The organism is Pseudomonas sp. SJZ078 (assembly GCF_007828255.1).
GTDB lineage: Bacteria > Pseudomonadota > Gammaproteobacteria > Pseudomonadales > Pseudomonadaceae > Aquipseudomonas.
Genome location: NZ_VIUG01000002.1, coordinates 141,579 through 164,701, shown reverse-complemented (window position 1 = coordinate 164,701; position 23,123 = coordinate 141,579). Strand labels below are relative to the sequence as shown.

20 protein-coding genes and 1 pseudogene are annotated in these 23,123 nt (G+C 59.4%); 9 read left to right on the top strand and 12 right to left on the bottom strand.

Going from position 1 to position 23,123, the window contains the following annotated elements; translation table 11 throughout:
* Positions 1 to 114: 114 nt before the first annotated feature.
* A complete protein-coding gene (locus FBY02_RS02645) occupies positions 115 to 2,421 on the top strand; it encodes an Orn/Lys/Arg decarboxylase N-terminal domain-containing protein (protein WP_144923023.1) in 2,307 nt (768 codons plus the stop codon).
* Between the two features lie 47 nt (positions 2,422 to 2,468).
* Here FBY02_RS02645 and FBY02_RS02640 read toward each other — a convergent pair whose 3' ends face one another.
* A complete protein-coding gene (locus tag FBY02_RS02640) occupies positions 2,469 to 2,840 on the bottom strand; it encodes a PH domain-containing protein (RefSeq protein ID WP_039592153.1) in 372 nt (123 codons plus the stop codon).
* Between the two features lie 446 nt (positions 2,841 to 3,286).
* Between FBY02_RS02640 and dctP the strand changes: the two genes are divergently transcribed.
* From dctP to FBY02_RS02615, 5 genes are all read left to right on the top strand, one after another.
* Entirely contained in the window at positions 3,287 to 4,282 is a 996-nt protein-coding gene (dctP, locus tag FBY02_RS02635; RefSeq protein ID WP_144923020.1) for a C4-dicarboxylate TRAP substrate-binding protein DctP, read from the top strand.
* A gap of 65 nt (positions 4,283 to 4,347) precedes the next feature.
* Entirely contained in the window at positions 4,348 to 4,980 is a 633-nt protein-coding gene (locus tag FBY02_RS02630) for a TRAP transporter small permease (protein WP_144923017.1), read from the top strand.
* Complete coding sequence (dctM, locus tag FBY02_RS02625; RefSeq protein ID WP_144923014.1) at positions 4,977 to 6,260, top strand: C4-dicarboxylate TRAP transporter large permease protein DctM; 1,284 nt, start codon at positions 4,977 to 4,979, stop codon at positions 6,258 to 6,260. Before FBY02_RS02630 ends, dctM begins: the two co-directional genes overlap by 4 nt.
* A 113-nt stretch (positions 6,261 to 6,373) precedes the next feature.
* Positions 6,374 to 7,369, top strand: coding sequence for a TRAP transporter substrate-binding protein (locus tag FBY02_RS02620; RefSeq protein WP_144923011.1), 996 nt, complete (start codon positions 6,374 to 6,376; stop codon positions 7,367 to 7,369).
* Positions 7,370 to 7,531: 162 nt separating this feature from the next.
* Positions 7,532 to 9,436, top strand: coding sequence for an alkaline phosphatase D family protein (locus tag FBY02_RS02615; RefSeq protein WP_144923008.1), 1,905 nt, complete (start codon positions 7,532 to 7,534; stop codon positions 9,434 to 9,436).
* Between the two features lie 261 nt (positions 9,437 to 9,697).
* Here the strand turns inward: FBY02_RS02615 and FBY02_RS02610 are convergent, their stop codons facing one another.
* Positions 9,698 to 10,432, bottom strand: a complete 735-nt coding sequence (locus FBY02_RS02610; RefSeq protein ID WP_047699666.1) for an OmpA family protein — start codon at positions 10,430 to 10,432, stop codon at positions 9,698 to 9,700.
* Positions 10,433 to 10,555: 123 nt separating this feature from the next.
* The gene (locus FBY02_RS02605; protein WP_144923005.1) at positions 10,556 to 11,728 is read right to left on the bottom strand and encodes an aspartate aminotransferase family protein; all 1,173 of its coding nucleotides are present in this window, start codon (positions 11,726 to 11,728) and stop codon (positions 10,556 to 10,558) included.
* A 98-nt stretch (positions 11,729 to 11,826) separates the two neighbouring features.
* Here FBY02_RS02605 and FBY02_RS02600 point away from each other — a divergent pair, with 98 nt between their 5' ends.
* The 3 genes and pseudogenes from FBY02_RS02600 (at position 11,827) to FBY02_RS02590 (ending at position 14,389) form a co-directional block, all read left to right on the top strand.
* Entirely contained in the window at positions 11,827 to 12,735 is a 909-nt protein-coding gene (locus FBY02_RS02600; protein WP_144923002.1) for a LysR family transcriptional regulator, read from the top strand.
* A 73-nt stretch (positions 12,736 to 12,808) separates the two neighbouring features.
* Positions 12,809 to 13,545: pseudogene (locus tag FBY02_RS02595) on the top strand (DUF72 domain-containing protein).
* Positions 13,546 to 13,684: 139 nt separating this feature from the next.
* The gene (locus FBY02_RS02590) at positions 13,685 to 14,389 is read left to right on the top strand and encodes a hypothetical protein (protein WP_047699663.1); all 705 of its coding nucleotides are present in this window, start codon (positions 13,685 to 13,687) and stop codon (positions 14,387 to 14,389) included.
* Between the two features lie 87 nt (positions 14,390 to 14,476).
* Here the strand turns inward: FBY02_RS02590 and FBY02_RS02585 are convergent, their stop codons facing one another.
* The 9 genes from FBY02_RS02585 to hmpA form a co-directional block, all read right to left on the bottom strand.
* The gene (locus FBY02_RS02585; RefSeq protein ID WP_144922999.1) at positions 14,477 to 14,791 is read right to left on the bottom strand and encodes a DNA-binding transcriptional regulator; all 315 of its coding nucleotides are present in this window, start codon (positions 14,789 to 14,791) and stop codon (positions 14,477 to 14,479) included.
* Positions 14,788 to 15,132: a toxin gene (locus tag FBY02_RS02580; protein ID WP_144923475.1), complete on the bottom strand. Its 345-nt coding sequence runs from the start codon at positions 15,130 to 15,132 to the stop codon at positions 14,788 to 14,790. Before FBY02_RS02580 ends, FBY02_RS02585 begins: the two co-directional genes overlap by 4 nt.
* A 144-nt stretch (positions 15,133 to 15,276) precedes the next feature.
* On the bottom strand, positions 15,277 to 16,164 hold the full coding sequence (gene cyoE / locus FBY02_RS02575; protein ID WP_025211928.1) for a heme o synthase: 888 nt from the start codon (positions 16,162 to 16,164) through the stop codon (positions 15,277 to 15,279).
* 11 nt (positions 16,165 to 16,175) lie between these two features.
* Entirely contained in the window at positions 16,176 to 16,511 is a 336-nt protein-coding gene (gene cyoD, locus FBY02_RS02570) for a cytochrome o ubiquinol oxidase subunit IV (protein ID WP_041022358.1), read from the bottom strand.
* On the bottom strand, positions 16,512 to 17,138 hold the full coding sequence (locus FBY02_RS02565; RefSeq protein ID WP_047699659.1) for a cytochrome o ubiquinol oxidase subunit III: 627 nt from the start codon (positions 17,136 to 17,138) through the stop codon (positions 16,512 to 16,514).
* Positions 17,139 to 17,141: 3 nt separating this feature from the next.
* Complete coding sequence (cyoB, locus tag FBY02_RS02560) at positions 17,142 to 19,172, bottom strand: cytochrome o ubiquinol oxidase subunit I (RefSeq protein WP_144922996.1); 2,031 nt, start codon at positions 19,170 to 19,172, stop codon at positions 17,142 to 17,144.
* Between the two features lie 3 nt (positions 19,173 to 19,175).
* The gene (cyoA, locus tag FBY02_RS02555; RefSeq protein ID WP_047699654.1) at positions 19,176 to 20,123 is read right to left on the bottom strand and encodes a ubiquinol oxidase subunit II; all 948 of its coding nucleotides are present in this window, start codon (positions 20,121 to 20,123) and stop codon (positions 19,176 to 19,178) included.
* Positions 20,124 to 20,917: 794 nt separating this feature from the next.
* Positions 20,918 to 21,427: a disulfide bond formation protein B gene (locus FBY02_RS02545; RefSeq protein WP_144922992.1), complete on the bottom strand. Its 510-nt coding sequence runs from the start codon at positions 21,425 to 21,427 to the stop codon at positions 20,918 to 20,920.
* 464 nt (positions 21,428 to 21,891) lie between these two features.
* Positions 21,892 to 23,073: an NO-inducible flavohemoprotein gene (gene hmpA, locus FBY02_RS02535; RefSeq protein WP_144922989.1), complete on the bottom strand. Its 1,182-nt coding sequence runs from the start codon at positions 23,071 to 23,073 to the stop codon at positions 21,892 to 21,894.
* Between the last annotated feature and the right edge of the window lie 50 nt (positions 23,074 to 23,123).

Genomic DNA, 23,123 nt, shown 5'->3' with positions numbered 1-23,123 from the left:
TCGCTCACTCGGCAAACAAGCGTTGATACCCGGCGCAGTGGTCAGCGCCCAGCATCTCAAAGGCGAGCCAGTACCGGTGAACCACTTGAATAAAGCCACTCCGGGGGCTCTGCCATGACGGAAAACAAGCACACGCTCGGGATGCTCACCCTACTGGTCAGCAGCCCGCCGGATAAACGCACGGTCTTCGGTCGAGCCCTGCTTCAACTGATCAGCGACGTGGAGCAGCGGGCCATCAGCATGCTGGTGTCGGAATCCCTGAGCGACGCCACGTCGATCCTGAATTCGGACCCGGCCATTCAATGTGTCCTGCTCAGTTGGGAAATGGACGACAGCGAGGGCCACGAGGAATGCATCAAGCTGCTGACCAACCTGCGTGAACGCAACACCCGGGTACCGGTCTTCCTGATCAGCGACCGAAGTACCGCCTCCAGTATTCCCCTGGTGGTCATGCAGTACGCCGATGACTTCATCTGGCTGCCGGAGGACACCAGCCGCTTCCTCAGCGGTCGCATTCTGGCGGCCATCGAGCGCTACCGCAAAGCCTCCCTGCCCCCCATGTTCGGTGCGCTGGTCAGGTTTGCCAGTTCCTACGAATACTCCTGGCACACCCCCGGCCATGCGGGTGGCACGGCGTTTCTCAAAAGCACCGCAGGTCGGGCGTTTTACGAGTTCTTCGGAGAAAACCTGCTGCGTTCCGACCTGTCCATCTCTGTCGGGGAGCTGGGTTCACTGCTGGATCACAGCGGCCCCATCGGCCAGGGTGAACGCTATGCGGCCAAGGTGTTCGGCGCCCATCGCACGTACTACGTCACCAATGGATCCTCGATGTCCAACCGCGTGATCCTCATGGCCAGCGTCACGCGCAACCAGATCGCCCTCTGCGACCGCAATTGCCACAAATCGGCCGAACATGCGATGACCCTGTCGGGCGCGCTGCCCACCTATCTGGTCCCCACCCGCAACCGCTACGGCATCATCGGTCCGATCCTGCCGCAAACCTTGAGCGCCGAAGGGGTCAAAGCCGCCATCGCGAATAACCCGCTGGTCAAGAAAGGCATCGACCCGACACCGGTGCACGCGATCATCACCAATTCCACCTACGACGGCTTGACCTACAACGTCACCCGCGTAGAAGAATTGCTCGGGCAAAGCGTCGACCGCCTGCATTTCGACGAAGCCTGGTACGGCTATGCACGTTTCAACCCGCTGTACCGCGACCGCTTCGCCATGCACGGCGAGCCCGACGATCACGACGATTCGAAGCCGACCGTGTTCGCCACCCAGTCGACACACAAGCTGATTGCCGCCTTGTCCCAGGCCTCGATGATTCATGTGCGCAATGGCCGCAACCCGATCGAACACGGGCGGTTCAACGAGTCGTTCATGATGCACGCCTCGACGTCGCCCAACTACGCAATCATGGCCTCCTGCGACGTCAGCTCGGCCATGATGGAGGCACCGAGCGGACAGATCCTGACCAGCGAATCCATCGAGGAGGCCGTCGCGTTTCGCCAGGTCCTGTCACGCATGCACAACGAGATGTCGAGCAAGCAGGAATGGTTCTTCACCTGCTGGCAGCCGCCGTCAGTGCGCGTTGGCGCCAGCCAGATGCCGTTCCATGCAGTGGACCCGGTATTGCTCAAGACGGACCCGAGCTGCTGGGTGCTGCACCCGAACGAGGTCTGGCACGGCTTCGGCGACATCGAAGACGGCTATTGCATGCTCGACCCTATCAAGGTCTCGGTGTTGAGCCCCGGCATGGGCGACGATGGAAACCTGCTCGACTTCGGCATCCCGGCCTGCGTCCTGACGGCCTACCTGGAACACCAGGGCATCGTGGTCGAGAAGACCACCGACTTCACCATCCTGTTTCTGTTCTCCATCGGCATCACCAAAGGGAAATGGGGCACCCTGGTCAACGCCCTGCTCGACTTCAAGCGCGACTATGACGAAAACACCGAGCTGGAGCTGTGCCTGCCGGACCTGCTGGTGGCCAATCAGCAGCGCTACGCCGGCATGGGGCTCAAGGATTTGGCCGATGAAATCTTCACCGCGATGAAAAAGAACAAGACCACCTCGACCATGGCCCAGGCTTTCGGCACGTTGCCCACAGCCGTGTTCAGCCCGGTGCAGGCCTACGAAAAACTGGTGCGCAACGATGTCGAGCTGGTGCCCCTGAAGGACGCCGCGGGACGCATCGCCGCCACCGGCATCGTGCCGTACCCACCGGGCATCCCCTTGTTGATGCCGGGGGAAAACGCCGGCCCCGCGGACGGACCTTTGCTGGCTTATCTGAAAGCACTGGAGAGCTTCGACAGATCCTTTCCGGGCTTCACCCATGACACCCATGGGATCGACGTGGAGAACGGCGTTTATCAGTTACTGGTGCTGAAGTCCGGTGGGACGGATTTCGAGTGAGGTAGACACCGACTCCTGGCGCCCCTCCCTCCGGCGGCGCCCTGAGGTCAAGCCAGGAGATGCCGGGAGATCACCTTCGAGATCTCGACGATCCCGGTCTTGCCGGTGAACTCGAACTTCACCTTGCCCAGAGACGAAAAGTAGATCTCCAGCTCGGAGTCCAGATCGAAGGTGCCGGACGTTTCGACCGAGTAAGCCACGATGTTCTTGTAAGGCAGGGAGGTGAAGTCTTTCTTGCTGCCGGTGATGCCCTGTACGTTCACCGCGATGATGCGCTTGTTGGTGAAGACCACGCCGTCACGCATGGATTTGTAGGCGTCGATGACCTGCTCACCATCCAGCAGCAACGCCGTGACACGCTCGGCATATTCGTCGTTCTGCTTGAGTTTGAAGAAGCCTTTGTTGTTGAAGTCGATCATCCATAAATCCTTCGAGTTGAAAAGCGTTTCAGGCCAGTAAAGGCGGGAGGATGGGATTCTGATGCAGTTGGAGCGAACCTCACAAGGATCGGAAGAGGACCTTTTTACCGTCCGACCAAAGCACGGACCTCTGCCACAGCACCTCGATCCTGTCCCGTCGCCACCATTGAAAGCCAGTAGCCATTACCCCTCGTTTATGGTTTCCTGCCCCCGTTACGGTTGTTGGCTGAGGTCTTTGGCCCAGTGTCGGTCACAAGGGGCTCGACTCGGCCGCTGGGGACCTTGAGGTCTCTCTTCAGACGTTCCCCATACGGACGATTCTGCCCTTTTCGACCGTCAAAAACCCCCGGCAGATTGTTTTCTGCCTAGACTGCAACTGTCCCGACGTGCATTCGGTTTTGAATGAGCCTGCACGATAAATACAAAAATAAAGAGGTACTCCCGCAATGTTCAAACCTATCTGGAACGCCCTCGTCTGTACCCTCGCCCTCAGTGCATTGAGCACGGCCATGGCGGCTGATCCGGTCATCATCAAGTTCTCCCACGTGGTGGCCGAGCAAACGCCCAAGGGCCAGGGCGCATTGATGTTCAAGAAGCTGGTGGAAGAACGACTCCCGGGCAAAGTGAAGGTGGAGGTCTACCCCAACTCCTCGCTGTTCGGTGACGGTAAGGAGATGGAAGCCTTGTTGCTGGGCGATGTGCAGATGATTGCGCCATCGCTGGCCAAGTTCGAGCAATACACCAAGAGCGTGCAGTTGTTCGACTTGCCGTTCCTGTTCGATGACATTTCTGCCGTGGACCGATTCCAGTTGAGCCCTGATGGGCAGAAGCTGCTCAAGTCCATGGAAAGCAAGAACATCACCGGACTGGCTTATTGGCACAACGGCATGAAGCAGCTGTCGGCCAACAAGCCGCTGCGCGAGCCCAAGGATGCCCGTGGCCTGAAGTTCCGGGTGCAAGCGTCCGCCGTGCTGGAAGAACAGTTCAAGGCGGTGAACGCCAACCCGCGCAAGATGAGTTTCGCAGAGGTGTACCAAGGCCTGCAGACCGGCGTGGTCAATGGTGCGGAAAACCCGTACTCGAACATCTACAGCCAGAAAATGCATGAAGTTCAGAAGTACATCACCGAATCCAACCACGGTGTACTCGACTATATGCTGATCACCAACACCACGTTCTGGAACGGCCTGCAACCCGATGTCCGTGCCGAACTGGACAAGATCATCAAGGAAGTCACCACCCAGGTAAACAAAGAAGCCGAACAACTGAATCAGGATGCCAAGCAGAAAATCGTCGATGCCAAAACCACCGAAATCATCACGCTCACACCCGAGCAGCGTGGCGAATGGCGCGACAAGATGAAACCGGTGTGGAAGAAGTTCGAAGGTGACATCGGTGCTGATCTGATCAAAGCGGCCGAAGCCTCCAACAAGGCTCAGTAATGGGTTGGCCGGTGCTGCCGTTCTGGCAACACCGGCTTGTCGTCCCCCTGCAGGAGATGTCCTCCATGAACGCTTTTCGGCGCATCTGGGAACACTTCGAGGAAGGTTTCATTGCCTTCCTTCTGGCCGCCATGACGTTGGTTACTTTCGTCTATGTGGTGCTCAACAATCTCTACAGCGTTTTCTACAGCATCGGCGATAACTGGTCGGCCGTCAGTGAACCGGCGTCCGCCATTGGCGATGGCATCATGAATATGGCCCAGGCCATGACCTGGAGCAGCTCGCTGACCAAAGCGCTGTTCGGCTGGCTGATCTTTTTCGGCTTGTCGTATGGCGTGCGCACCGCCGGGCATATCGGCGTCGACGCGCTGGTGAAACTGGCCAGCAAGCCGGTGCAGCGCTTTATCGGGGTGATCGCCTGCCTGTTCTGCCTGACCTACGCCGGGCTGCTGGCCGTGGCGAGCTATGAATGGATCAATACGTTGATGATCGCGCAGATCGGCGCCGAGGACCTGGGTCAATTCGGCATCATGCAATGGCATATCGGGTTGATCGTACCGGTGGGTTTTGCCTTGGTGTTCATCCGTTTCGCGGAAATCCTCCTGCGCATCCTGAGGAATCGTCAGACAGGCCTGGGCCTGGCCGATGAAGCGGCGGAAGCTATCAAACTGACCGAACACGAGGAAGACAAGCCATGACCATTGCCTTCCTGTTTGCAGCACTGTTCATTCTGATGTTCATCGGTGTGCCCATTGCCATTTCGTTGGGGTTGGCCGGCTCACTGACCATCATTTTCTTCAGCCCGGACTCCGTGCGATCCCTGGCGATCAAGCTGTTCGAAACGTCTGAACACTACACACTGCTGGCAATTCCGTTCTTCCTGCTGGCCGGCGCGTTCATGACCACCGGCGGCGTGGCGCGACGGCTGATCGACTTCGCCAACGCCTGCGTCGGCCACATTCGCGGCGGCTTGGCGATTGCCGCGGTGCTGGCGTGCATGCTGTTTGCGGCGCTGTCCGGCTCAAGCCCGGCGACCGTAGCGGCGGTCGGCTCCATCGCCATTGCTGGCATGGTGCGCTCGGGTTATCCACAATCGTTCGGCGCCGGCATCGTGTGCAACGCCGGGACCCTGGGGATCCTGATTCCACCCTCGATCGTGATGGTGGTGTATGCCGCCGCGACCGAGACCTCCGTGGGCAAGTTGTTCATGGCCGGGGTGGTGCCTGGTTTGCTGCTGGGCCTGGCGCTGATGGTCGCGATCTACATCGTCGCGGTGAAAAAGAACCTGCCGGCCCTGCCTAGGGCGACGTTCCGCGAATGGCTGTCCACCGCGCGCAAGGCCCTGTGGGGTCTGCTGCTGATGCTCATCATCCTCGGCGGGATCTATTCGGGGATGTTCACTCCGACCGAAGCGGCTGCGGTGGCTGCGGTGTATTCGGCGTTCATCGCCTTGTTCGTCTACAAGGACCTCACGTTCCGTGAGACGCCGAAGGTACTGCTGGAGTCGGCCAAGTTGAGCATCATGCTGATGTTCATCATTGCCAACGCCATGCTCTTCGCCCATGTGCTGACCACCGAGCAACTTCCCCAACAGATCACCGCATGGGTGATCGATGCCGGGCTCACCCCCGTGACGTTCCTGCTGGTGGTGAACATCGTGCTGCTGGTTGCCGGCGCGTTCATGGAGCCATCGGCGATCATCCTGATCCTGGCACCGATTCTGTTCCCGATCGCCATGCAACTGGGCATCGACCCGATCCACCTGGGCATTATCATGGTGGTGAACCTGGAGATTGGTTTGATTACGCCGCCGGTGGGCCTGAACCTCTTCGTGACCTCGGCGGTGACCGGCATGTCCCTGCCCGCCACCATCCGCGCGGCCATGCCGTGGTTGATGATCCTGCTGGCGTTCCTGGTGCTGATTACCTATGTGCCGTGGATCTCGCTGGTCTTGCCGAACTGGTTGGGGATGAGTTAGCCCACCGGCTCTGCCGAAGTCGCGGCGGTTTTCTCCCGGACCTGGAGTTGACCGCCGTTGGTCTGAGTTGAATGAGCCCACCCGATAAATATTGATGCAAAGGGAACTTCGCAATGTTCACACCTCTTTGGAAAGCGCTCGTCTGTACCCTCGCGTTCAGTGCATTGGGCACGGCCATGGCAGCAGAACCCATCGTGATCAAATTCTCCCACGTCGTGGCCGAACAGACGCCCAAGGGCCAGGGCGCGTTGATGTTCAAGAAGCTGGTGGATGAGCGGCTGGCGGGCAAGGTGAAGGTCGAGGTGTATCCCAATTCCACCTTGTACAACGATGACAAGGAGATGGAAGCCCTGCTGCTGGGGGATGTGCAGATGATTGCGCGATCATTGGCCAAGTTCGAGCAGTACACCAGGACCGTACAGTTGTTCGACTTGCCATTTCTGTTTGACGACATGGCCGCGGTGGAGCGTTTCCAGGTGAGCCCCGAGGGCCAGAAGCTGCTCAAGTCCATGGAAAGCAAGAACATCACCGGCCTGGCCTACTGGCACAACGGCATGAAGCAGTTGTCCGCCAACAAGCCCCTGCGCACACCCGATGATGCCCGAGGCTTGATCTTCCGGATCCAGACTTCCGCGGTGCTGGAAGAACAGTTCAAGGCGGTGGGTGCCAAGGCGCAGCCGATGATTTTCTCAGTGGCGTATCAGGCTCTGCGTGCAGGCGTCGTCAATGGGGCGGAAAACCCTTATTCGAACTTTTACAACCAGAAGCTGTATGAAGTGCAGAAGTACGTCACCGAAACCAACCACGGCGCACTCGACTACATGTGGATCACGACTTCCGATTTCTGGAATGGCCTGCCACCGGATATCCGCGCCGAACTGGACAAGATCGTGGTGGAGGTGACCACCTATACCAATGGTGAGGCAGAGCGGTTGAACCAGCAGGATAAGCAGCACGTCTTGGACACCAAGCTCACCCAGATCATTACCCTCACACCGGAGCAGCGCAACGCCTGGCGGGAAAAGATGAAACCGGTATGGACGACATTCGAAAAGGAGATCGGAGCGGATCTGCTCAAGGCAGCGCAGGCGGCCAATCAGGTTCAGTGACCGAGCTGTCGATCGACTGAACATCGCTTTCTTGTGGCGAGGGGATTTATCCCCTCGCCACAAGAGCTGTGTCGCTTTGCTGCTCTTGTTCACCCCTCCGCAGTGCCAAAGCGCATTGCGTTATGATCCGCTCCTCGTTCTGAACCCGAGCTTTACCCACACATGCCGTCCACTGCCGATATCACCACTGCCCTGCCCCCCGTCCTGGTCGGTCCGCTGCTGCGGCGGCTGGAGCCCACGCGGCTGGTGATGTGGCTGGTGGGGACGCGGTCGCTGGCATTGACGTTGCAGGTGGAGGGTGTGGGCGATCTGGCACTGGATACCGACCACTGCACGGTGGTGCCGGTGGGGCAGCACGCGTTTGTGCACCTGGTCGATGTCCGACTCGATCATCCCCTGCCCCAGGACGTCGCGCTTGAATACGACCTGTTGGTGGACGGCAGCCCCATCGCCGAGTGGGCGCCGCACCTGTTGTATGGCGAGGCGAAACGGCCGAACTTCGTGCTGCACTCGCGTATCGGGCAACTGGTCCACGGCTCGTGTCGCAAGCCTCATCACCCGGCCAACGACGGTTTGCTCTGTGTCGACCGACTGCTCACGCAACCCCCAGCGCAACGGCCGGCACTGTTGATGATGAGCGGCGATCAAGTCTATGCCGATGACGTCGCCGGGCCGATGCTGCGGGCGATTCATGCACTGATCGAGCGGCTGGGGTTGTTCGAGGAATGTCTGGACGGTGCGGTGGTGGAAGACAGCGCCCGGCTCTATCGACACCCGGCCAGCTACTACCATCGCGCCGATCTGTTGCCTGCCCTGGAAAGCAACGAAACCCTGCGCGAGCGATTTTTCGGCGGCGCGCGCAAGCCGATCTTCACCAGCAGCAGCGCCGACAATCACCTGGTGACCTTCGCCGAGGTCATGGCAATGTACCTGCTGGTCTGGTCGCCAGTGCCTTGGACACTGATCGATCCGCAGCCGCCCGAGCTGACCGCCGAGCGACGCCAGCGCTACGGGTTGGAGCAGCAACGCATCGATGGCTTCAAGGCCGGCCTGGATGGCGTGGCGCGGGTGTTGGCGCACCTGTCGAGCCTGATGATTTTCGACGATCACGACATCACCGATGACTGGAACCTGTCTGCACAGTGGGAAGAAACGGCCTACGGCCACCCGTTCTCCAAGCGCATCATCGGCAATACGTTGATCGCCTACATGCTGTGTCAGGGCTGGGGCAACAACCCGGATGCGTTCGAGGATGTGGTTCGCCAGACCGTAGCCCTGAGCGACACGGCACGGGACCGCTACCTCGACAGCGGGCCCCAGGACGCCCTGATCGATACCTTGCTGGGCTTCCAGCAGTGGCACTACGTGTTGCCCAGCACCCCGGCCCTGGTGGTGCTCGATACCCGTACCCGCCGCTGGCGCAGTGAACGCAACCTCAGGCACCCCTCCGGTCTGCTGGATTGGGAAGCACTGAGCGAACTGCAACAGGAACTGCTGGACCATCCTTCAGCAATCATCGTTTCGCCAGCACCGATCTTCGGGGTGAAGCTGATCGAAACTGTGCAGCGGGTGTTCAGTTGGTGTGGTTATCCACTGTTGGTGGACGCGGAAAACTGGATGGCCCACCGCGGCGCGGCCCAGGTGATCCTGAACATTTTCCGACACTCGCGGACGCCAGGGAACTACGTGGTGCTGTCAGGGGATGTGCATTATTCCTTCGTCTACGAAGTGTTGATTCCCCATCGCAAGGGCGGCCCGCGGGTCTGGCAGATCACCAGCAGCGGCATCAAGAATGAATTCCCACCGGTGCTGCTGGAATGGTTCGACCGCCTGAACCGCTGGCTCTACGCCCCACGCTCGCCCCTGAACTGGTTCACCCAGCGTCGACGCATGCGCATCGTTCCCCACACCCCGGAACATGCCGAGGCGGGTGAACGCTTGTGGAACTCGGCCGGGATCGGCCAGGTATTTTTCAATGAGCAAGGCCAGCCGGAGCAGATCTACCAGCACAACGCCAACGGCAAGCCGCCAACGCGGATGCTGGGCCCGACATCCCCTCCAGCCTGACTCCCACAGAGGGATTTGTGGTAACCATGCATCCCTCAGCCATTGCGCAAAACCGGTGGGAGCGAGCCTGCTGGCGATGACGTCCGCACATCCGACATCACCGGTTCAGGCGGACCGCTATCGCGAGCAGGCTCGCTCCCACACGGGATTGATGGCGTACGTGACGCTTGTAACAGTTCGGAAAAACGTGAGGGCCTGCTCGTGATGAAAAAAACGGGGGCCCTGTCTCCAGGGCCCCCGTTTTCATATGCCGTCAGGCAATCATGGGTACTGTTGGTAAGTCTGTCCTTGCTGCGCCGGTGCCTGGTAGTTCTGGCCCGGAATGGCCTTGAGGTTGACTTCAACGCGACGGTTCTGCGCCCGACCGTTGACGTCGGCGTTGCTGGCCACCGGATTATCCGGACCGGCCCCGCGGGCGCTCAGGTTGGCACCACTGACGCCCTGGGACGTCAGGTAGGTTGCCACGCTCTGGGCGCGACGCTGGGACAGGTCCATGTTGTGCTGACGGCTGCCGGTGCTGTCGGTGTAGCCAACGATTTCGATCTGGTTCTGGTTGAACTCCTTGAGGGAGTTGGCCAGGTTGTTCAGCGGCTGGTAGAAGCTCGATGCGATGTTCGCCGAGTCAGTGGCGAAGGTGATGTTGCCCGGCATGATCAGTTTGATCTGGTCGCCCTGGCGCTGCACTTCAACACCGGTGTTGGCCATGCTGGCCCGCAATTTCTTTTCCTGCTGGTCGGCGTAGTAGCCGTAGCCTGCCGCGGAAGCACCCACGACTGCGGCGCCGATCAACGCACCCTTGCCACGATTGTTGTGATCGATGGCCGCACCGGCCAGTGCGCCGGCCAACGCTCCGAGGCCGCCGTACTTGGCGGTCTTGCTCATCCCTGAGGAGTCCGTGGAAGCCTGGCCCTGGTTGTCATACGGGTTAGGCGACGCGCAGCCGGACAACAGGGCCACGGCGGTAGCGACAACGATCAAGCGACGCGAGGTGAACATGGGACAAGCTCCTGGGGTTTTCAGTCTGATGTGCCAGGACATGGGCAATCGACTCTGGCTGGCGTTGGAACGCAGCAAACGTTAAAAATTCCGTCACGCTGCGCTTCGCTCAGGCCGATTTTATCATTGGACGAGGCTGCGGCTTACCCCCCGGACAATCATTTCGATCTCCCGCCCATCGATCGTCAACGGTGGCAACAAGCGGATGGTCTTGCCGCGGGTGACATTGATCAACAGACCGTGGTCCCGGGCGGCACGAAGCACCAGGTCGCGGACCGGTTGCTTGAGTTCGATGCCGATCATCAATCCCTGGCCACGAATCGCCAGCACGTTCGGGTTGTCCGCCAGTTCCGCCCGCAGCCGGCCGATCAAGTGCTCGCCTTGACGCCTGGCATTGCCCACCAGGTCCTGCTCTTGGATGATATCCAATACCGTGCAGCCAACCCGGCAGGCCAGTGGATTACCACCGAAGGTGCTGCCATGACTGCCGGGAGTGAACAGCTCGGCCGCCTTGCCCCGCGCCAGGCACGCGCCAATGGGTACGCCATTGCCCAACCCTTTGGCCAGGGTCATGACATCCGGCACGATGCCCTCGTGCTGGAACGCGAACCACTGCCCGGTGCGGCCGATGCCGGTCTGGATCTCGTCAAGCATCAACAACCAGGCACGCCGGGAGCACAACTGCCGCAAAGCCTTGAGGTAGCCCGGCGATGCCATCTGCACACCGCTCTCACCCTGGATCGGTTCCACCAGTATTGCCGCGATGCGTTCACCGTGGGCCTGCTGGATGTCTTCCAGCGCGGCGAGATCGCCGAACGGCACCTTGATAAAGTCCCCCGGCAAGCGGTTGAAACCCAACCGTACCGCCGGGCCATCGCTGGCGGACAAAGTGCCTAGCGTGCGTCCATGAAAGGCGTTTTCCATGACCACCACCAAGGGCTGCTCAATGCCTTTGTGCCAGCCGTAGAGACGCGCCAACTTCAGCGCGGTCTCGTTGGCCTCGGCACCCGAGTTATTGAAAAACACCCGTTCCAACCCCGACAGTTGGGTGAGCTTTTGTGCCAGCCGTTGCTGCCAGTCGATGCTGTACAGATTCGAGGTGTGGAGCAACAGACCGGCCTGTTCGCTGATGGCGGCCACCAGCCGGGGATGGGAATGACCGACATTGGTCACCGCCACACCGGCCACCGCATCGAGGTACTCGCGACCGTCCTGGTCCCACAGGCGCGTCCCCAGCCCATGGGTGAAACTCAGGGCCAAAGGTTGGTAAGTGGTCATCAGGCAGGTGGCGGTCATGACATCAAGCTCCATCAGGTGGTTTTTTCCAGTATGGTTAGCCACCTTTGCTGGATAAACACTGCTTAACTTCAATCATTTAAAAGCCAGGCTTGATAATGGATCTGTTCCAGGCAATGACGGTTTACGTCAAAGTAGTAGAAACCGGGAGCCTGACCGCAGCGGCCCAGGCGTGCGAAATGTCCACCACCATGGTGGGTAATCACCTTCGGGCATTGGAACAACGCCTGGGGGTACGACTGATCAACCGCACGACCCGTCGACAGCGCCTGACGGAATTCGGCTCGACGTACTATCAGCGCTGCCTGGAAGTCCTGGGGCTGGTGGCCGACTCCGAGCGCCTGGCCGAGCAGACCCAAGGTGAGCCCACCGGCACGTTGCGCATCACTGCGCCGCTGACCTTCGGCACCGAACGCCTTGCGCCGGCCCTGGCCGAGTTCAGTCAGCGTTATCCGCAGGTCAAACTCGACGTGGTACTGACCAACCAGCGCCTGGACCTGCTCGACCACGGCTTCGATGCCGCCATCCGCCTCGGCCTGTCCGATCCGAAGTTGATTGCCCGGCCCTTGATCGACTACAGCCTGACGATCTGCGCTTCCAAGGCCTACCTGGCCCGCCGGGGCACCCCGGAACAGCCCGCCGACCTGCAACAGCACGACTGCCTGTCGTTCGCCTATTCCGCCGGCGACGAGTGGCGCTTCGCCCAGGACCACTGGCCCATCAACGGCCCGGATGGAGAAATCAAAGTGCCGGTGAACGGACCGATGCTGATCAACAGCTCCGCAGGCCTGCATCGCGCGGCCCTGGCCGGCATGGGTGTGGTGATGCTGCCCGATGCGCTGGTGGAACAGGACCTGAAGGATGGACACCTGGTAGCGCTGCTGCAGGATTACCAACTGCCCCATCGGCCAATGAACCTGATCTACGCCCAGGATCGCTACCGGTTGCCAAAGCTGCGCAGTTTTGTGGAGTTTGCGTTGGAGAAATGGGCGAGATCCGCTGACTAAATCCAGGAGTAGCCCTGAGAGGCTACAGAAAACCCAGCGAAACCAGAGACGGTACAGGTCATTGCCCTTGTCGATTCAATCTCGCCCTTCAGCTGACTTTCATTTGGGCTGCGCCGGCTGGTCGTTGCCCCGGGAGCAATGGCCGGCCTTTCCCGAGGAAGGCACGCACCTGCAGCGTTACAGCGCCCGCTTCCCGGCGGTGGAAATCAACAGTTCGTTCTATCGCCCGCACCGCCCCGCCACCTATGCAAAGTGGGCGGACGCGTCGCGCCGGACTTCCGCTTCTCGGTCAAGGTGCCCAAGCAGATCACCCATGAACGGCGGTTGCGCGATTGCGACGGGCTTGTGGGTGAGTTTCTCGGGCAATGTTCGCAATTGGGGGAAAAGCTGGGCTGCCTGTTGATCCAACTGCCACCGTCACTGGCCTTCGATGCAGCGGTGGCCGAATCGTTTTTCGGGGCCTTGCGAGACCGCTATCAGGGCCACGCGGTGCTTGAGCCCCGACATCCAAGCTGGCTGACCGAGCACGTCACGGCATTGCTGCACGATGAACACATCGGCCGCGTCGCCGCCGATCCATCACCCCTGCCCGGTTGCGATCAACCAGGGGGTTGGCCCGGGGTGCGTTACTACCGGCTGCACGGCTCCCCGCGGATCTATTACTCGCGCTACGAAGACATTTGGCTGGAGCAACTCGCTCAACAATTGAAACGCGAACCCGATACGCCGACCTGGTGCATCTTCGACAACACCGCCAGCGGCGCCGCCATCCCCGACGCGTTGCGCTTGGAGGCGCTGATGCGCACCTGAACGCCGATGCCGGCAACAAATGCCGACCAGCCACCGGATCAACCGTGACAACACCGCCCGCGTCCAATAGATTAGGCGACCGAAAAAAAGCTCAATGCCTTTCTCGTCTTATCCAGCTAACAGAAGTAGTGAAATTTCAATGTCCGATTCCAATACCGCTGAATCCGTAGTCACCCTGTCGTCCAAAGCGGAATACGAAAACTCCATCAATCTTTCACAGCATCTGCCTCAAGCCAAGACCATCAGTGAGATGGTGTTGGATGCCTTCCAGTCGAACCGTGAGAGCGACCAGATCCGCGAACTGCGCAGCGCCATCCGCCAGGCCCACGACGCGTTCGACGATGACAAGGCCTACGAACTGATGGGCCAGCTCAAGCAACTCAAGGACGCCGAAGCGGCCGATTTCGCCGCGCTGGAAGACCTGAGCAGCCGCTTCCCCATCAGCCGGATTCTTTCCAGCTACAAGGACGACCCAGCCTTCCAGGAATTGGTCTATGGCCTGGCCCTGAAGGTGCTGAACCAGACCCACCAGGCCATCAGCAACCCGAGCGGCAGCAAGGGCAAGGCCTCGCGGGCCAAGAAGGAAGCGCAAGTGTTTGTCATCAGCAAGGACGGCATCAGCGTCACTCTGCCCCTGCGCACCCCGAGCTCCAAGCCGAACGTCGACCGTGAGGCCTTCGAATTCCTGGGTTTCAATTTCGTCGGCGAAGGGGACGAGGCCGAGCTGGAAAACGACCTGTTCCTCGACAACGACGGCACCGAACAACAGGCCACCCGCAAAAGCATCATCACCGCTTTGCAGCAGCAAAAGGCCTTTGACGGCTATAGCATCGCCCAGCAGTAAACCCGCTCCCACAAAAGTCCGAAATGACACCCATGAAAAAGCCCCGCGCTTCTCGCGAAGACGGGGCTTTTTCATGGGACTGATTGATCAGACCGCGCCGAGCCGCTCGACCATGTCTGGAAACTTCTCGACCAGTTTGATCAGCAGAGCCGCCTGGGCATTGGGTTTGGACTTCTCCTGCTCCCAATTTCTAAGCGTACCGGGGCTAGTCCTGATGCTCTTCGCAAAAACCGCCTGAGACATGTGGAGCTTGTCGCGCAGAGCAACAATTTCCTGCGCCGACACCTCGGGAGCGGGCTTGTCTTCAATCGATATCTGACGAAGGGTGATCTTGCCCTCTCGATGAGCAGCCATCTCGTCGACGCCTTGCATCAGCTCGGCAAACAGATCGCGCTTTTTCATAAGGTACCTCGTACTTTCAACTCTGCGTCTATGGCGCGCTTGAGCGTTTTTTCCTGATCCGAGGTCAGGTTTTCCAACTCGTCCTTGTCATAAATCGCAAACATCCAGAATTGGCCATCATTCATAAGCCAATAGTAGATAACCCGCAACCCTCCTTGCTTCCCCTTGCCACGACGCTCGTCCGCCCAGCGCAACTTACGAAATCCCCCTGTACGAGGCATGAGGTCGCCGGCGCCCGGATGCTGCAGCAGATGAGTTTGAAGCAAGCGATATTCATCGTCCGTCAGGTAACGGCTTACGGTGGCAGTAAATGACGAGGTTTCAAAAAATTGAGTGCGCATGGCAAAACTATAGGCAAATTGCTTATAGTTCAACACCCACCCATCTGTTGCAGCAGATGACAGACGATACCGCTCAAAGCTCCGTACCAAGAAAAAGCCCCGCGCTTCTCGCGAAGGCGGGGCTTTCTATATAGCGTCTGGCGCTTATGGTGCGTAGGTCAGCAGCAGCTCACTTGGCACTTTGAAGTCCAGGGACATCATGACGCTCAGGGCGGTGATGGTGAAGATCGAGAACACGAACAGCTTGCGTGCCCAGACCGTGTCATCCACGGCCTTGTAGCCGGTCCAGGCCATGTACAGCCAGTACATGCCCATGGCGGCGGCGACGGCGAGGTAGCTCATGCCGGCGTAGCCACTGAAGGTCAGCATCAAGGTCGCCACCAGGAAGGCCAGGATGTAGAGCAGGATGTGCTTCTTGGCCACGCGAATGCCACGCTTGACCGGCAACACCGGAATCGAGGCTGCCAGGTAGTCGTTGAAGCGGAAGATCGCGATGGCATAGGAATGCGGCATCTGCCACAGGCTGAACATCACCAGCAGCGTCAGCGCAGCCATGTCGAAGCTGTTGCTGACCGCCACGTAGCCGATCACCGGCGGCATCGCCCCCGACAGACTGCCCACCAACGTGCCGTGAACCGACTTGCGCTTGAGGTACAGGCTGTAGAGGCCGACGTAGATGACAAAACCGATCACTGCAAACAGCGCCGCCAACGGGTTGGCCACCCGATACAACAGCGCCACGCCGGCCACGCCCAGCACCGTGGCGAACGCCAGGGCCAGTTGTACCGGGATCAGCCCCTGGACCAGCGCACGGTTTTTGGTGCGCTCCATCTTGATGTCAATGTCGCGGTCGATGCAGTTGTTGAACACGCAACCGGACGCCACCACCAGGGAGGTGCCGATCATCGCCGCCAGGAAGATGGCCAGATCGACATGCCCTTTCGAGGCCAGGAAAAACCCGCCTGCCACAGAAAGCACGTTACCGAAAATGATCCCCGGCTTGGTGATTTGGATAAAGTGCTTTAAGGACATCCGGACTTTCCTCAGTGCGCCATCATGTTGGTGTGGATGCTGAACATGATCCACAACGACAGGCCGACCAGCAGGACGATCACCAACGCCGCGAAGACAAACGCAATCACGTTGTTACGCTGGGCGGCGGAGCGGTCAAGGTGGAGGAAGTACACCAGGTGTACCAGGACCTGGACCACGGCGAAGATCAGGACGATCCACAGGGTCAGGCTCTTGGGCAGCGATGGGTACATCACCAGGCCGAACGGGATGACGGTCAGGATCACCGACAGGATGAAGCCGATGGCATAGGACTTGACGCTGCCGTGGCTGGCGTCATGACCATCATGGGAATGTGCGTTAGCCATTTACAGGGTCCCCATCAGATAAACAACGGTGAATACGCAGATCCACACCACATCCAGGAAGTGCCAGAACAGGCTCAGGCAGCTCAGGCGGGTCTTGTTGGTCGCGGTCAGGCCATTTTTCTGGACCTGGTACATCATGATCGCCATCCAGATCAGGCCGCTGGTCACGTGCAGACCGTGGGTGCCGACCAGGGTGAAGAACCCGGACAGGAAACCGCTGCGGTTAGGACCGAAGCCCTCGGAGATCAACACGTGGAACTCGTTGATCTCCATGCCGATGAAGCCGGCACCGAACAGGAAGGTCATGGCCAACCAACCCAGGACCTGGGTTTTCTTGCCCTTGTACAACGCCAGCATGGCGAAGCCGTAGGTGATCGAGCTGAACAGCAGCAGAGCGGTTTCGCCCAGTACGTAAGGCAGTTCGAAGATGTCGTGGCCCGACGGGCCACCGGCGACGTTATTTACCAGCACCGCGTAGGCCGCGAAGATCGACGCGAACAGAATGCAGTCGGTCATCAGGTAGAGCCAGAAACCGAATACGGTCATCTCGCCCGAGTCGTGGTGATGGTCATCGTGCCCATGGTCATGACCATGGGCGTGTCCAACATTGGTCACTAAGTTCGACATGGTTTAAGCCTGTTCCAACGAGGTTTCAACACGGGTGGCGGTGGCAGGGACTTTCCCGGCCGCGACCAGACGTTTGTGCTGCTCGGCTTCGATGCGCTCGATGACATCCACCGGCACCATGTAGCCCTGATCGTCACGGGCGGCATGGATGGCGAAATACACCACGGTGCCGACCAGGCTGGCGATCGCCAACCACCAGATGTGCCAGATCATCGCGAAACCGAACACGGTCAACAGGCCGCCCATGACCACACCGGTGGCGGTGTTGTTCGGCATGTGGATCGGCGAGTACTTGGCCGGAGTCTGGTACGCAGTACCGTTTTCCTTGGCTTCGGTGAACGGGTCGATGACGTCCGCTTTCGGCAGCACGGCGAAGTTGTAGAACGGCGGCGGCGAAGAGGTCGACCACTCCAGGGTATGGGCATTCCACGGGTCGCCGTGTTCGCACATGTTCTCTGGCTTGTTGCGGTCACGCACGCTGACGTACAGCTGGATCAGCTGGCAAGCGATACCGACGGCGATCAGCACCGCACCGAACATGGCGACGTACAGGTAAGGCACCCACTCAGGGTTGGTGGTGGTGTTCAAGCGACGAGTCATGCCCATGAAGCCCAGTACATAGAGCGGCATGAACGCGACGAAGAAGCCGGTGATCCAGAACCAGAACGCGCCCTTGCCCCAGCCTTCGTGCAGCTTGAAGCCGAACGCTTTCGGGAAGTAGAAGGCGAAGCCGGCGATGTAGCCGAACACCGCACCGCCGATGATCACGTTATGGAAGTGCGCGATCACGAACAGGCTGTTGTGCAGGACGAAGTCGGCACCCGGAATGGCCAGCAGTACGCCGGTCATGCCGCCGATGGCGAAGGTCACCATGAAGCCCAGGGTCCACATGACGTGGCTGGTGAAACGCAAGCGCCCCTGGTAGATGGTGAACAGCCAGTTGAACAGCTTCACCCCGGTCGGGATCGAAATCAGCATCGTCGCCAGGCCGAAGAAGGCGTTGACGCTGGCACCCGAGCCCATGGTGAAGAAGTGGTGCAGCCAGACCATGAAGCCCAGCACCGAGATCGCGCCGGACGCGTAGATCATCGAGTGATGGCCGAACAGTTTCTTGCCGGAGAAGGTCGAGATGACTTCGGAGAAGATCCCGAACGCCGGCAGGATCAGGATGTACACCTCGGGGTGACCCCAGGCCCAGAACAGGTTGACGTACATCATCGGATTTCCACCCAGCTCATTGGTGAAAATGTGGAAATCCATGTAGCGGTCAAGCGTCAGCAGTGCCAGGGTAGCGGTCAGGATCGGGAACGAAGCGACGATCAGTACGTTGGCCCAGGTGCAGGTCCAGGTGAAGATCGGCATGTCCATCAGTTTCATGCCCGGGGTACGCATTTTCAGCACGGTGGCCAGGAAGTTGACCCCCGTCAGCGTCGTACCCAGGCCGGATAGCTGTAGCGCCCAGATGTAGTAATCCACACCCACGCCCGGACTGTACTGCAGCCCCGACAACGGCGGATAGGCCACCCAACCGGTCTTGGCGAACTCGCCGACACCCAGGGAAACGTTGATCAGCACGACGCCGGACACCAGCAGCCAGAAGCTCAGGGAGTTCAGGAACGGGAAGGCAACGTCGCGGGCACCGATCTGCAGCGGCACTGCGAGGTTCATCAGGCCGGTGAAGAATGGCATCGCCATGAAGATGATCATGATCACACCGTGGGCGGTGAAGATCTGGTCATAGTGTTCAGGTGGCAGGTAGCCAGGCGAACCCTCGGTGGCCATGGCCAACTGGGTACGCATCATGATGGCGTCGGCAAAACCACGCAGCAGCATGACCATGGCGACGACAATGTACATCACGCCGATTTTCTTGTGGTCGACCGACGTCAGCCACTCGGTCCACAGATAGGTCCACTTCTTGAAGTAAGTGATCCCGGCGAACAACGCCAGACCACCGAGCGCGATGATGGCAAGGGTCACCATGACAATCGGCTCGTGGAACGGGATCGCTTCCCAACTTAATTTACCAAACATCGTTTACTCCTCTGCCCCGGCAGCTGAATGCGAGCTCATGTCCATCCCTTCCATGTTGTGCGCCACTTCCTTCTCATGCTTCTCGTGGTGCATCGGCTTGCCTGGATTCATCCCCTCATACTTGTCGATGATGGTCTGGAACAGGTTCGGCGTGACCGCGGAGTAGAGTTCGACTGGGTTGTTCTGGCTCGGTTTGGAAAGGGCTTCGTATTCAGCTTTTTCAAGCTGTTTAGGTGCCTTCTTCACATCGTTGACCCAGGCGTCGAAGTCTTCCTGAGTGGTGGCGATTGCTTTGAACTTCATGCCGGTGAAACCTGCGCCGCTGTAGTTGGCGGAGATCCCTTCGAGTTCGGCGTTCTGGTTGGCGATCAGGTGCAGCTTGGTCTGCATGCCCGCCATCGCATAGATCTGCCCGCCCAGGCCCGGGATGAAGAACGAGTTCATCACGGTGTCGGAGGTGACCTTGAAGTTGATCGGCGTGTGGGCCGGGAACACGATCTTGTTGACGGTGGCGATGCCTTGTTCCGGATAGATGAACAGCCACTTCCAGTCCATGGAGACCACTTCAATGGTGATCGGCTTGACATCGGAGTCCAGCGGACGATACGGGTCCAGGGCGTGGGTCGACTTGTAGGTGACATAACCCAGGGCAATGATGATCAGGACCGGGATCGTCCACACGGCCGCTTCGATCTTGGTGGAGTGCGACCACTTCGGCGTATACACGGCCTTGGTGTTGGAGGCGCGGTATTTCCAGGCGAACAGGAACGTCATGACGATAACCGGCACGACGACCAGCAACATCAGCAGCGTGGCGGTGATGATCAGGTTTCGTTCATCCAGGCCGACCTGGCCCTTGGGATCGAGCAAGGTCATGTTGCAGCCTCCCAGCAGCAACGTGCCGAGCAGCGGCAACAAGCCTAGTAATCGGGGGTACCTGTTTTTACTCATCTCACGACCTCTAAAGCAGCTTGCGCAATGCAGTTGGGTTTTGATCGCCAACACTTCACCCTGCCAAGGGTTGGCATTTTCTTGGATTTGAATAAGGGCTGCCCGTCGAGCGTCAGACGCTGTTCGACCTATCCTGGGCCAGCAGTGAGTTCTTATTCGAATTCGTCGGTAAAAGGCCTTGTTACAGCCCAATTCCATTTGGTGCAGGTAGTAGGAAGGCACCGACACCTGGGGTCGCATGGGGCGCTGGCGCCCTTCGACCACCTCTCGTGCTCAAGCCTGAGCCGGGTCGGATACTCGGTGCGGGCGATTGTAGTGAGCTGAAGCGCTGGAGACCATGTCTCATCCCGAAATAATTTTTATCCAAACCGGCAACAATCTCTTCCAGATACCGCAACGGTGCGGCATGTTATCGAAATTGATTCTCAACAAGAACCCCAGAAAAGGTAGGTCTACTACCCGCGATTCAGACAGCCTGAACGGAACGCATTGAGGTTTTTTGCCCGGCAAGAGCCCGTTTTTCGGGGGGCTCGCCCACTGGCGTTGCGCTGTTAAAAATGCCTGCTGCCGGCTCAGCAAAGATCACCACCAAGGCAAGTTTGAAAGTTTTTTTGTTACAGGACGAAGCACCTATGCATGCTGCGGACGACCCTGGAACCAGGAAATGTGTGACAACGTGTCGCACAGTGTCGCAGGTCATTCTTGTCCCGGATCAAGGCTGATCCTTCCCATCGCTGAAACACAAAACGCCCCGGTTCTCCAACAGGAAAACCGGGGCGTTTCATCAAGGTGCTTCAGCGAAGGGGCTTGCGGTTACGCGACACCAGCAAAGGCACCAGCACCACGATCAGTACGAAGGCCAGCAAGGCCCACTGCGCCAGGGACAAGCCCAGGATCGGCGGGTACGGGGTGGAGCAGAACCCATCAACCTGGAAACCCAGGGGGAAGATTTTCGCCAGCGGCAGATCATCGACAATCGGTTGCAACACATCGATGCCGCAACTGACTGCCGGGAAGAACTGGGTATACACGTGATGTCCCGCCACTCCTGCGCCGGCCAGGGCACAGAGCACCACGATTCCCTCAAGAATCGTCAGGCTGCGACGGGTGCGCATGGCCGCGCCGATGAACGCGAAGATCGCGATCAACAACAGCGCATATCGCTGCAGGATGCACAGCGGGCACGGTGCTTCACCGAGGGCCACCTGCATGTACAGCGCACCACCGATCAGCGCCAGGCAGATCAGCCCGAGCAGCACCAGGTAGCGACGCTCGCGGCCCAACCGCATCATTTCCTCACTCATTGCGTTTTCCTTTGGATGCATGGATCGACGCACAGCCTTGCGACACCCGGCGCGCTATCGGATGGCCGAAGTCTACACTTGGCCATGACAGTGAACGAGCGGCTTGCGCCAACTTTGAGGGGGAATAGACAGGAAAAAGGTTAAGTGCGGATTAACTTGGGGCGTGCGAAGGGTCAGTTGAGAGTGTGCAACGCCTGCCGGCCCCTTCGCGAGCAGGCTCGCTCCCACAGGGGCTGGTGACACCCAGGAAGACACGCTTACCGCAAGCCCGCTGTGGGAGCGGGCTTGCTCGCGAAAGCGGAGTGTCAGGCAACCTCTGTGTCGACGATGCCGCCGTCTTCGCGAGCAAGCCCGCTCCCACAGTTTTTGCAGCGGTCACAACAGTGCATCCGCCGCAATTCCCTGTGGGAGCGAGCCTGCTCGCGATGAAGGCAACCCGGCTCTGCCAGGCTTGCCGCCTGCCTTTATTCCAGTGCCGCAGCCGGCCCGAAGAACTCGTAGCGGCTCTGTCCATCCGGTACGCCCAGGGCTTTGAGATGACGCTTCACAGCCGCCATGAAACCTTTCGGTCCAAGGAAATAGGCATCCAGGTCACGTTGTTCCGGCAGCCATTTGGCCAGTTGCTCCTGACTCAACAAGCCAATCCGGTCGGCCGCCGGACTCAAGCCGTCGTCTTCGTCATAGCAATAGAAACGCTTGAGCTGCGGGTGCCGCTCGGCCAGGTCGTCGATCCACTCACGGAAGGCATGGACGCGACCATTGCGTGCGCAGTGAATGAAATGCACTGGCCGCTCGGTTTGCAATGCCGCCTGCAGCATTGCCAGGGTCGGGGTGATACCAACGCCACCGCTGATCAGCACCAGTGGCTTGTCGCTGGCGGTCAGGTAGAAATCCCCGGACGGCGGGAACAGCTGGATGCTGCTGCCAACCTGGAAATCATGATGCAGGTAGTTCGATACCCGTCCACCCGGCTCGCGCTTGACGCTGATCCGGTACTGGCCGTTGTCCGCCAGTGCCGACAGCGAGTAGTTGCGACGTACTTCCTCACCGTCCAGGAACAGTTTCATGCCGATGTATTGACCTGGCTCGGCCAGCAGAATCGGTCCCTTGTCCGCGGGTTCGAAGTAGAAAGAGGTGATCTCCGAGCTTTCCTGGACCTTGGCCACCAGAATGAATTCCCGATCACCCCGCCAACCACCCGGGGCAGCGGCTTTCATGTCGTACATGCCGGCTTCGGCACCGATGAGGATATCGGCCAATTGGTTATAGGCGGCGCCCCAGGCAGAGATGACTTCGGGCGTGGCAATTTCGTTGCCCAGCACTTCGGCAATCGCCCGCAACAAGCAGGAACCGACAATCGGGTAATGCTGTGGCTCGATCTGCAAGGCGACGTGCTTGTTGACGATTTTCGCCACCAGGTCACCCAACTGGTCGAGCTGGTCGATGTGCCGCGCGTACATCAACACGCCGTTGGCCAGGGCCCGGGGTTGATCGCCACTGGCTTGGTGAGCCTGGTTGAACAGCGGTCGGACCTGGGGGTATTCGGAAAGCATCATGCGATAGAAATGAGTGATCAGCGCTTCACCACCACTTTCAAGCAATGGAACGGTGGAGCGAATGATGGCGCGTTCTTCCCGGGTAAGCATAAGGTGACTCCTCGCGTATTACGGAAACGGATACTCATGCTTATCAGTTT